This is a genomic window from Thiocystis violacea, assembly GCF_016583565.1.
Taxonomy (GTDB): domain Bacteria; phylum Pseudomonadota; class Gammaproteobacteria; order Chromatiales; family Chromatiaceae; genus Thiorhodococcus; species Thiorhodococcus violaceus_A.
Window position 1 is genome coordinate 1 of record NZ_NRRF01000105.1, and the last position, 10619, is coordinate 10619.

The window sequence follows — 10619 nt, forward strand, 5'->3', positions numbered from 1 at the left end:
ACGCAAGCGCGTCTGCCATGGTCGCGGTGAATACGCTCGCGACGAGGACGGCGACGGCTTTCACCAGGTCCATGTCAACACCATGGAGGGGTTTTGGTCGCTGCTGCGCTCCTGGCTGCGTCCGCACCGCAGCATCTCCCAAGAAAAACTGTCACTTTACCTCGGGTTTTTCGAATTCGTGCATAACGCCAGACGGCGGGGACGGGCCTTGCTGGGATCACTCCTGGATACACTATTGCAACCGGAGGCATGTCCTCAAAACCCACAATGAGCCATCTTGAATTGAGTCGATGGAGGGCACGGTGGCCAGCATTACGATCCGCAATCTCGATGACACCTTGAAGCGCCGTCTGCGCATCCGCGCGGCCGAGCATGGACGTTCGATGGAGGAGGAGGCACGGGAAATCTTGCGCCTCGTCGTGGGCGAACCTGCGCCGCCCGTCAACATTGCGGCGGCGATCCGCGCGCGCGTCACCGGCTTCGAGGGGGCAGACCTCCTCGTTGGCGGTATCGACCAGCGAATGGATGCACTCCGAGAACATCGCCGAGCTGCCGGTGTGCAGCGCCGCGATGCCCTTGGCGAGGGCGATCACGCCGTCGGTGCTTTCCGATGGTGATCGATAGGTAAGGCGCTCATTGTGTTCTGGACTCTAGCTGGAGTGATCGATTGGTCGTGGGAAACGATCGTGTTCCGCCGTGTGTTCGACGGCCATGCGCCGAGCCTCCCGGTCGAGGAACGTGCCCGCTTCGACGTGGATCGACCGAGGTGGTCACTTCGGCGCCGCAGCCTTGGCGGGTCTGGAAACCAGCTCTGACAGCAGCAGCCCGTCCTGCGGGCTGAGCTCGTGACCGCCGGCCACCACCCGGATGCTCGCCCGACCATTCAGCGCGGGGACCCGGCGGAGGTCCTGACTGGGCGCCGGCACGACCTGATCGCCCGGCAGCCCGTAGGCGGCCCCACGGACGACGGCGACGTAAGCGATATCAGGATGCTGGCGACCATTGAGCCAGTACAGCAGGTTGCCGGGTGCCGGTGGGGTGAGGCCCGCGAGGACGCCACGCGAAGACTGCAGGGTACGATACAGGTCGTCTCCCACCTCGCGCTTGACGAGCCAGCGCTTGATCCCGCCGAACAGCCCAGTGTCGTTCGTCGCATCCAGGGCCTCCCAGGCGCGCTCGGTGCCCAGGTTGGGGGCGGCGATGGTGATCAGCCGGGTGACCCTGCTTGGGCCATAGTTCACTAGGGCGAGCCGCGCGACGACGCCACCGGCCGAATGCCCGATCAGGTCCACGCTGTCCGTTGGGTGCTGTTGCGCGATCGCGGCCAGCATGCCGCCGAGCAAGCGTGCCTGCTCTATCAAGGGAGCGGTGGCGGGCAGGTCGACCGTGTCGATCGCGAATTCCCCCGCGGGTGGTCCGACCGGCTCCCACCGCACCTCAGACCGGGTCGACTGCCAGTTGCCGGCGAGCGTCCAGCCAGCCTGCTCCAACACCGGCAGCACACCGCTCTGCTGCCAGGACGTCGAGTCTGCGAGGTAGCCGTGCACCAGCACCAGAATCCGCCCGGCGCTGGCGGGGCCGGCAAACGCCAGCCCGAGCGCACAGCAGAGCGCTAGCCACCACCGAAGACGCCCGTGCTTCATGCGGCCTCCATCAGGTCGATCGAGCTGCCGGTGCCCGCGACCTCGATGCCGACCCTGTGATCAGCGACGGGGAGCACCGGGAGTTGGTTTGAGCGGGATTGGGCCAGTGACATCCGGCTCATCAAAGCTGACTGATCGCCGACAGGCTCGTAATTTCCTGCTCAACCCTTGCTCTGACCTGATTCTCCAATCCGTCTCGGGCGTGCTCCGATTGGGCGCTGACCTTGTCTGCCACCTGGACCTTGAGGTCGTCGCGCAGGCGGGCGATCTTGGTGTCGGAGAGGGCGCGCGCGAGGATCCAGCGCGGGGCGCCTTTCCAGTGCTCGGCCCGGCGTTTGGCCTCGTTCACTCCGTAGCGCATCGCCAGGGCGCCGGCGATCAGGCCGACCAGGGCGCCGATCAGCAGGCCGATGGGGCCGGACATAATGATGGCGGTTCCGGCCCCGCCGCTGATGGTGGCCGCCAGGACGCCGACGAGGGTGGCGGACAGCGCCAGGACGACGCTTGAGATCTCGCCGTAGACATCCAGGTCCGCGAGGCGCAGCCCCTCGGCCATGTCCACCGGCGTTGCGGCGTGGCTGAGGCCCTGATGGACGGTGAGCCGGTGCTGCCGGTACCAGTCCTGCATCAGCTCGGTGGTGTCGGCGGCGACGCCGGTGAGCACCTTGGCGAGCTGGGTCGTGACGATGTCTTCGAGCTGTGGTCGGAAGGCGGCCGCGTCCTCCGCGAGCCTGGCTTTGAGGTCGGCGACCGATCCGCCCTCCTGGCGAAAGCGGCGCAGGATGGGCTCGATCCGCTCGTCGAACAGACCGACCGCCACCCGTTCGGCGATGCGGTGCGCCGCCTCGACCATCCGTCGCTCGATCAAGGGGGCAATGCGGGTGTCGATGAACTCAGGCAGCTCACGTCGCAAGTCGATCTGGGTCGCCGCGAGCCGTTGCTGGAGCGCCGGAACGATGGCGAGCCCCTGGGACACGGTCACATAAGGCCGGTCGCTATGCACCAGACGCGGCGACCGTTCGATCTGATCCGGCTCGATCTGGGTTGGCTCGATCTGTTTCAGCTCTTCTGTGACGATGTCGGCGACGAAGGGCCAGGCGCTGCTGCCCCCGGTGAGAATCACGCAGGCGAGATCCTGGTGGCGCATCTGTTCATGGGCCAACCCCTGGCGCAGGGTCTGGCGAAACCAGTCGAGCAGATCGATTCCTTGCGGGAAGGCATCCAGATGCGCGCTGGCCTGCGGATTCATTGCTCGTAGATACTGAGAAAAGGTCTTCGATGGCCGGTAACGGCGCGCACGCGCCAGAAAGCTGTCCCAGGTGGCGTCGTTGAGGCGTCCATGCGCGCCCAGGGTCTTGCGATAGACCGTCGTGGGGTCGAGCGCCATGGCGAGGGAGAATTTCTCCTTTACCTCACGGCAGCGGACCGCGAGCACGAAGAATTCGGCCCGCTCGCGGCGCATGGCCGCGACGGCCGCGGGATTCTGCTCGATGAACCACTGGTAGAAGAGATCGTCGAACAGGCGTCCGCCCAGGTGCATGTCGCCCCAGGAGTGCAGGATCTCCCCGCGAACGAGGAGCGCGAAGTCGCAGGTCCCGCCGCCGAAATCGACCACGAGCGCGCCCCTGAGCGCCTCGATCGGCGTGATGTCCTTACGCTGGAGATGGAAGTAGAGCGCGCCCTTGGGCTCGTCCACCGTTTTGACCGCGCCGAAGCCTGCCTCCTCGGCAATGGCGCGCAGCCTGTCCCGGTAGGTCTCGGAGGCCTCGCTCGGTACGCCGAAGATGACCTGGCGCTGCAAGGGCGCGATGTCCTTGTTCTGCCGCCGGGCGAGGGCCAGTAGACCGACCAGAAAGTCACGCGCATAGGTGCATGCCTCGGGGCTGCTGAGCAGATCCGGTTTGAACTGGGCGCGGATGCGGTAGTCGTCGTGTTCGGCACCGGCGTCGCCAAACTCCTCCAGTGCGACATGGCCGATCAGCGGCTCCTTGCCGTCGCGGTAGAGGATGGCGGTGGCGATGCCGTCGCGGCCGTCGCCGAAATCCACGCCGACCGGATCTTCCTTGTCGCCTGGGCACTTTGTGACGTAGGTGTTGGAGGTGCCGAAGTCGATGGCCAGGACCGGTTGGGCCTCTGCTGATGGGCGGGCGGTGTTAGGAACGCTGTTTTCGGACACGACCCTTCTCCAAGATGCGGCCATTCTGGATCACCGGGACGTCCTCGACGATGACGGTGTCGCCGTCCTCGATCAGACCGAACGGCCGATAGTGTTGCTCAAGCTCCGGGCTCCAGACCAGGCGAGGGCGCTCAAAACCCTGCTGGGCATGGCTGGACTGCGCGAAAGACGCGGGCGTGGATACGCCCTCCAGTCCCATCCGGCGCGCCTCCAAGAAGAGGGCCTCGGCGGCGACTGGTAGATTCGCGGTGTCGGAGCGGTGTAGGTCCTGGATCGCCCGCGCAAGATCGGTGTCCAGCACCACGTCTGTGGCTGTTTCCACCGGTCCGGCGGACAGACAGCCGAGCAGGACCGCGGAGACCTCGACCCACTGACGGATCAGATCCCGGACCGCGTTGCGATAGGCACGGCGATCGTATTGGGGGCCACCACGGGTGAAGACCAACAGGGACACTGCGGCCGCGTAGACCAGGATGCGTCGCAGCAGACCGATACCGGCCAGCCGACCCCAGAGTGCACCGAGTCCGAACGAGGCCGCACCCAGCAGGTCCGCCGTCCAGGCCACGCCGAGCAGGGTCTTGAGCACCCGTCGCAGGGTCTTGCTCTCGGTGAGCCGCCCGACCGCATACATGGCCAGCGCCGCGCCGCCAGGGCCGCCGATCAGCATCCCCACGCCACGCACACCCAGGCCCAGGTTCAGCAATCCGCCCAGCACCATCATGCCGAGCAGGCTGCCGACGGCGGCGGCGATGGCCAGCCGCGCGGCGGACAGCCCAGGACTGGTGACGGGGGCGGGGAAACCCCAGGCGGGGGTGAGACTGAGCCAACGGCTGCGCAATGCCTCCCGGGCGCCGGCCGTGGTCGGCGCGCTGGGCAAGGCATCCAGTACCGCGTCAGCGGTCAGGGCGGCGAAGACCTCATCGCGGGCGCTGGTGGCGGCCCGCTCCAACTGGGCCTGAATGGTGGTGTCGGTGTGGCCGAAGACGGCGAAAAACCGCTCGGTGGCGCGCTCGGTGATCTGCTCGCGCAGCGTCTGGTTGGTCGCCATCCAGGCGTGGATCGACTCTTCGAGAATGATGGACATGATGGATTCTCCGCGCGGCAATCATGACGACGCATGCGCACCTTGTATTCTTCCTTTAGGCAATCCGCATCCGTTCGTGCGGCTCGACACAAGTCATCGTTTTCACGACTTCCGGGCAGACTAAAGGAGACAGTTGGCGCCTTCCGTTCGCCATCGTACAGAAGACAAACGCGATCCGTCTCCGTGCGATGTCGCACCGATCACGTGTGGTGACGCGCCGACGTTGCGGCTAGGCAGTTCTACCTCGCCGCGTTCGGTCCGTCGACTCAGGCTCGGCGCAGGGCTTCGCTCGTATTTTCGAGTTCTCCGCGATCGATCTTGCCCCGGGCAAAGCCCTCATCGAGTATCTCGATCGCGCTCTTGGACGTCTGGCCAGAGGGGCCGCGCACAAAAGTCGCTCCGAGCCACACCAGGGCGAGGATCACCAGGATCCAGAACAACCACATCAGCCCACCGCCAACTCGCCGTCCTGCGTCACCTCGCCCTCTCACGCCTCAAGAATGACGACACCAAACTCGGTCTCCATAACAAGCGCTTGAAAGCGGCATCCGACGAGGACGACCTGACGAAATTGTTCTTCGAGCCGCTCAAGAGCAAGGAGAAAGCAAAAGCATCAGAGGACGCTAATATTAGAAGAGCTTGATGCGATTGCCTTGTGTCGTGGCCGCGTGCCTGTCGGCCGGTCTGGGACTCGCTGGCTGTGAAAAGGAGGGCGGCGCCGAGGAGGCCGGCGCCGAGGAGGCCGGCCGCAAGATGGATCAGACCGCTGAACGAATGGGCAATCAGCTGGAGGCGACCAAGGAGTCCATGGACGAAAAGGCCGAGCGCGGCGGAAATTATCTGGAAGACGCGGCGATCACCGCCAAGATCAAGGCCGAAATCCTTGGAGAGTCGGCGCTGAAGGTCTTGCAGATTGACGTGACCACCACCGGCGGTGTGGTGACGCTGAGCGGAACCGTCGATTCACAGCTCAGTCGCGAGCGGGCGACGGAAGTGGCACGCAACAACCATGGTGTGAAATCGGTGGAGAACAACCTGGTTGTCAAATAGGGTCTGGACATTTCCGGCTGCTACTCACGGGTATCGGCGGGAGACCAAAGCCGGGCAGGGACGCCCGCAGGCTCAGGCATCGACCGGATGCGAGCTCACCGAGGTGCAGCCAGGCGGAGGTTCACAGGATCATGCAGAACGAACAATCCCAGCGCAATCCGCGACGCAGGGATCTGCGCACACAGATCCCTGCCCCGCCGACCGTTGCTCACAGGGTCCAGCGCGATGCCATGCTGCACACGCGCATGGCGCGCGATCCGGACCGGATGCCCGACCGACTCGACTTCGACGATGGCCAGGTCACCCAGATCAAGGCCCTATTCGACGAGCAGCGGAGGAATCCGGAACTGACGCGGACGAGACTGCGTGAGCGCATCGTGGCCCTCCTGACCGCTGAGTAGTGGACGATCATCAATGATCGGAAGCGTGCTGACTGAGTTCGAGGAGTCTCAGAGCAGTGCGATTGGCCTGACCCATCTGCGCCCCGCCATGCGCTGCGAACCCAGCCCGGTGGCCGTCGCTGGCCGAGATGTGGCATGCTCATCGGCCGCTGCGGCGTGATCGCGGACACCAGAATCGACCCGGCACACATCTCCTATCAAGCCGATAGTGCTCTGACGCTGGGGCACGACACCAGGCCAGAACTTCATCTGTATCGAAGACCGGCGTCGTCGCCCCTTCGCTCGACGGCCAAGCGCGATGTTACGGCGACACGGCGAGGCGCCCCGTGAGGCGATGGCCGATCGCGCCGCAAGGGTTCGGCAGAAACAGCAAGACGTTGGCAGGCAAGTACCTTCGGGGCATCTGGGATGCCCCGCGTACGATGGAGGGCGTTGAAATGCGAAGATGGCTCTGTCGCGCGGCGAGGTCATGTGTGCTCGCGATATTGCTCGGATCCCTGTGCTGCGGGGTCATCGATTCGGTCATGGCGCAGGAAGCGGTCGACAAAGGAGCGGCGCCGCACAAAGGGATCACCTCCACCACGGAGGAGCTTTCCCCGGCGGCCGCCAAGGTTGACGTCAAACCCGTTGCGCAAGACGAAGAGATCCGCAAGCGGCTCCAAACCGTGTTGAACGCGACCGACTGGTTCACCGACCCGCAGGTCAGGGTCGAAGAGGGCGTCGTCTTTCTCAATGGTCAGGCGGCGTCCGAGGAGCTGAGAAAATGGGCTGGCGATCTGGCGCGCAATACTCAGGACGTCGTCGCCGTTGCCAACCGGATTGAGGTGCCCCAACCGTCGGCTTGGGATTTCCGCCAGACGTCGAGCGGTATCTCCGCACTCTGGCGCGACTTCATCCGCGCGATGCCGTTCTTTCTTTTCGGACTGCTCATCCTGGCACTGTCGGTGGGGATCGCACTGTTGGTGACACGCGGCGTCCGCGCAATACTCCGCCAAAGGGTTCGGACGAAACTCCTGCAGACGGTGATCGCGCGTGCGGCAGGCGGGTTCGTTGTCTTCTGTGGCGTCTATCTCATTCTGCGGGTCTCCGGCCTGACGCAACTGGCCTTGACGCTGGTCGGAGGGACCGGTCTGATCGGTCTGGTCCTTGGTATCGCATTCCGCGACATCACCGAGAACTTCCTGTCCAGCATCTTCCTGAGCATACAGCGGCCATTCGAGACGGGCGACCTGGTCGAGATCTCCGGCGTGACCGGGTATGTGCAGCAGCTAAACATGCGCACAACCGTTTTGATGACGCTCGATGGCAACCTCACGCAGATTCCGAACGCCACCGTTTACAAGACCATCCTCAGCAACTTCACGACCAACGCCAACCGGCGCGAGGACTTTGTTGTCGGCATCGGCTACGACGCTGCGATCAACGAGGCCCAGGAGATCGCGCGCAAGGTGCTGGCGGACCACCCAGCGGTGTTGAACGACCCGGAGCCCTCGGTCCTGGCGGACAGCCTCGGCAGCGCAACGGTGAATCTACGCGTCTACTTTTGGCTCAACGGGCGCGAGCACAGTTGGCTGAAGGTGCGCTCTTCGGTCATTCGGCTGGTGAAGCTCGCCTTTCAGAACCAGGGCATCTCGATGCCCGACGAGGCACGAGAGGTTGTTTTTCCTCAAGGCATCCCTGTCACCATACTCGCCGAGAAACCGGCAGAAGGGCAGGGTGCTTCGCCGGCAAATCGGCTCCCCACCGAATCGCGGCACCAAGACCTCGACGTGGTGTCGACGAAAGCGGAAGCGGGGTTGTACAGCGAGTCGAGCGTCATCGAGGAGCAGGCACGGGAGGCAAGGCCATTGCAGGAAGGGGAAAATCTCTTGCCGGTCGCTTCCGGCATGGCTGGCTCCGAGAAGCGCAAAGAAACCTCATCTTAGGGGGCAAGGGGGCGATGGTCGTCCTGTTGCATCACCTGTCGCCCCATCGGAAAGGGTTTGAACCTTTCCGCCGTGTCGCCAGAAACGCGCGGGACAGTTCGAATACGCCGGCCCGCTGAGGGTCTTCAGGAAGACGCCCTATTTCTCGGCCGCTTCGGGCAGCAGGCGCTCGAACTCCTTTCTGACCACCTCATAGCACTCGCACACGCGCGCCTCCAGGCCCGGTCGATCCAGCACCGTGATATGACCCCGGCTGTACTGGATCAACCCGGCGCTCTGCAATCGCCCGGCGGCCTCGGTGACGCCCTCGCGTCGCACCCCCAGCATGTTGGCGATCAGCTCCTGGGTCATGTGCAACTCGTTGGAGGGCAGGCGATCGAGGCTGAGCAGGAGCCAGCGACAGAGCTGCTGGTCGACCGTGTGGTGGCGATTGCAGACGGCGGTCTGCGCCATCTGGGTCAGCAGCGCCATGGTGTAGCGCAGCAGCAGTGGCTGCAGCATCCCGTGACGGCGCCCGCCGAAGCGCCCGAACTCCAGCTTCAGCACCCGTCCCTTCATGCGATAGGCGTGCCCGGCGCTCTGCACCACGGCGCGATTCGGCACGGTGCCGCCGCCCATGAAGAGGGCGATGCCGACAATGCCCTCGTTGCCGACCACGGCGATCTCGGCGGAGGCGCCGTTCTCCATGACGTACAGCAGGGAGACGATGGCGTCAGTGGGGAAATAGACATGGTTCAATTCCACGCCCGGCTCGTAGAGTGCCATGCCGAGTGGCAGCGCGACGAGCTCCAGCTCGGTGGTCAGGTGCGCGTATTCACCCTCGGGCAGGGCAGCGAGCAGATGGTTTTGGCGCGGCCTCGCGGGAGGTCGATCGGGCGTGCTGGGCATGCGCCACCTCCAGGATTGACCGTCCAGGATCGGACGGTACACATTGCATCCCTGATGAAGACGCGCTGTCAAGGCGGTTGCTGTCTGCGGAGGCCGGGGTTCTCGCCTCAACGCACGACTCGGGAGCTTCTTGCCACTGCCTGCTGTGCGACAAGTTCGGCCGCCCGACAATAGGCTCCATGTGTGTGGTGCACCGACGACTCCGTTGGTCGGATGGAGCCGCTCAGGATGCCCGGCCTGAGTGACAGGTCAGGAGACAGACCAGTCGCCGCGCCCAGCTGCTCGATCCACGGCCATCCGCGTCAACCTAAGACCTGCTCGTACATCGCCTCCGCCGCCCCATAACAGCCGCAGGCGGCGCCTTGCAGGCCGGCGCGGTCGAGCACGGTGATATCTCCCCGATGATAGTGAATCAGCTTGCGCGCTTGCAGCGCGCTCGCCGCCTTGGTGACGCCCACGCGACGCACCCCCAGCAAGAGGGCCAGGAGCTCGTGGGTGACATGGAAGTGGTCGGAATGCGCCCGATCCTGGGTCATCAACAACCAGCGGGCGAGGCGCGCCTGCACCAGGTGGAAGCGGGTGCAGGCGAGCAACTGCGTGCTCTGGTTCATCAAGACGTCGAGATAGCGGTGGAGCCTGACCTGGAGGGCGTCGCTCTGGCGCAGGGCCTCGCCGAATCCCTCACTGGACAGACGCCAAGCATGTCCCGCGCCCTGGACGAAGGTGCGGATCCGCGTGATCTCAACCCCCAGGATGAGGGGCGTCCCGATCATGCCTTCATTGCCGACCAGCCGCACCTCCAGACCGCCGTGATCGGCGGGCGGGGTCACCAGGGACAGGAAGCTGTCGGTGGGGAAATAGACTTCGAGGATCTGATCGCCCGGCTCGCTGATCACCTCGCCACGGCGCAGTTCGACGGATTCGCAGTTCGACAGAATCGTTCGCCAGTCACGCTTGGGCAGCGCGGCCAGGAGCCGATTCTCAAAGCGGACGGTTGTCTTCGCGGAGTCGGGTTGCACGCGCGCGCTCCTCGTTGATCAGCGATGGTCGAAGAACAGCCGGCACAGGGGTGCGGGTTGTTCGCAGATCGGCCGTGATGGGTGAGCAATACGCGCAATGATCCGTCCGGTCGGTGCGCTGGCAAACATAACGCGCCTGTCCGATTCCTTCGCTGTGACGTGCTCAATGCCCCATCGAGGCGGCAGTGGGATCCTCTCCCGGAAACAACATGGCTATGTGTGTTAGCGAACAGACGCTCGCCATGGCGGGGACTAGCGTGGCAGCTGCCAAGTGCTCGCACCTTTTGACAGGAGAAGCGCCATGCCGGCTCTCCAGGATTTCATGGGGAATCACAAGTCATTTTAAAACAATTGCTTAGAGCGGATTTTAGCGTACACGCCAATGCCAAAATATAGTCGAGCGATTCTATTTTAAGTTTTTGATTTTTCAGTG

At 64.4% G+C, this 10619-nt stretch carries 10 protein-coding genes and 1 pseudogene; 5 read left to right on the forward strand and 6 right to left on the reverse strand.

Annotated features, from left to right (window positions below):
• A pseudogene (locus CKO23_RS25325) lies at positions 1 to 271 on the forward strand (hypothetical protein); the annotation flags it as partial.
• 31 nt (positions 272 to 302) lie between these two features.
• Entirely contained in the window at positions 303 to 617 is a 315-nt protein-coding gene (locus tag CKO23_RS22535) for a FitA-like ribbon-helix-helix domain-containing protein (protein WP_200335362.1), read from the forward strand.
• Positions 618 to 770: 153 nt separating this feature from the next.
• On the opposite strand, the gene CKO23_RS22540 is transcribed toward CKO23_RS22535, so the two are convergent.
• The 4 genes from CKO23_RS22540 to CKO23_RS22555 form a co-directional block, all read right to left on the reverse strand.
• A complete protein-coding gene (locus tag CKO23_RS22540; protein WP_200335364.1) occupies positions 771 to 1643 on the reverse strand; it encodes an esterase/lipase family protein in 873 nt (290 codons plus the stop codon).
• Positions 1644 to 1764: 121 nt separating this feature from the next.
• The gene (locus CKO23_RS22545) at positions 1765 to 3819 is read right to left on the reverse strand and encodes an Hsp70 family protein (RefSeq protein ID WP_346014668.1); all 2055 of its coding nucleotides are present in this window, start codon (positions 3817 to 3819) and stop codon (positions 1765 to 1767) included.
• Positions 3797 to 4903 (reverse strand): hypothetical protein, encoded by a 1107-nt coding sequence (locus CKO23_RS22550; protein ID WP_200335368.1) that lies wholly within the window; start codon positions 4901 to 4903, stop codon positions 3797 to 3799. The genes CKO23_RS22545 and CKO23_RS22550 overlap by 23 nt, the downstream gene beginning before the upstream one ends.
• A gap of 266 nt (positions 4904 to 5169) precedes the next feature.
• On the reverse strand, positions 5170 to 5343 hold the full coding sequence (locus tag CKO23_RS22555; protein WP_242482667.1) for a hypothetical protein: 174 nt from the start codon (positions 5341 to 5343) through the stop codon (positions 5170 to 5172).
• A gap of 220 nt (positions 5344 to 5563) precedes the next feature.
• Between CKO23_RS22555 and CKO23_RS22560 the strand changes: the two genes are divergently transcribed.
• From CKO23_RS22560 to CKO23_RS22570, 3 genes are all read left to right on the forward strand, one after another.
• A complete protein-coding gene (locus tag CKO23_RS22560; RefSeq protein ID WP_346014669.1) occupies positions 5564 to 5953 on the forward strand; it encodes a BON domain-containing protein in 390 nt (129 codons plus the stop codon).
• Between the two features lie 131 nt (positions 5954 to 6084).
• Complete coding sequence (locus tag CKO23_RS22565) at positions 6085 to 6354, forward strand: hypothetical protein (protein ID WP_200335374.1); 270 nt, start codon at positions 6085 to 6087, stop codon at positions 6352 to 6354.
• Positions 6355 to 6878: 524 nt separating this feature from the next.
• The gene (locus CKO23_RS22570) at positions 6879 to 8279 is read left to right on the forward strand and encodes a mechanosensitive ion channel family protein (RefSeq protein ID WP_242482668.1); all 1401 of its coding nucleotides are present in this window, start codon (positions 6879 to 6881) and stop codon (positions 8277 to 8279) included.
• A 138-nt stretch (positions 8280 to 8417) separates the two neighbouring features.
• On the opposite strand, the gene CKO23_RS22575 is transcribed toward CKO23_RS22570, so the two are convergent.
• Positions 8418 to 9167, reverse strand: coding sequence for a Crp/Fnr family transcriptional regulator (locus CKO23_RS22575; RefSeq protein ID WP_200335376.1), 750 nt, complete (start codon positions 9165 to 9167; stop codon positions 8418 to 8420).
• Between the two features lie 302 nt (positions 9168 to 9469).
• The gene (locus CKO23_RS22580; protein ID WP_200335378.1) at positions 9470 to 10186 is read right to left on the reverse strand and encodes a helix-turn-helix domain-containing protein; all 717 of its coding nucleotides are present in this window, start codon (positions 10184 to 10186) and stop codon (positions 9470 to 9472) included.
• Positions 10187 to 10619 lie beyond the last annotated feature (433 nt).

Coding starts and splice junctions, on each gene's coding strand:
- CKO23_RS22565 (WP_200335374.1), top strand. CDS start 6,085: ATGCAGAACGAACAATCCCAGCGCAATCCGCGACGCAGGGATCTGCGC.
- CKO23_RS22570 (WP_242482668.1), top strand. CDS start 6,879: ATGGCGCAGGAAGCGGTCGACAAAGGAGCGGCGCCGCACAAAGGGATC.
- CKO23_RS22550 (WP_200335368.1), bottom strand. CDS start 4,903: ATGTCCATCATTCTCGAAGAGTCGATCCACGCCTGGATGGCGACCAAC.
- CKO23_RS22575 (WP_200335376.1), bottom strand. CDS start 9,167: ATGCCCAGCACGCCCGATCGACCTCCCGCGAGGCCGCGCCAAAACCAT.
- CKO23_RS22540 (WP_200335364.1), bottom strand. CDS start 1,643: ATGAAGCACGGGCGTCTTCGGTGGTGGCTAGCGCTCTGCTGTGCGCTC.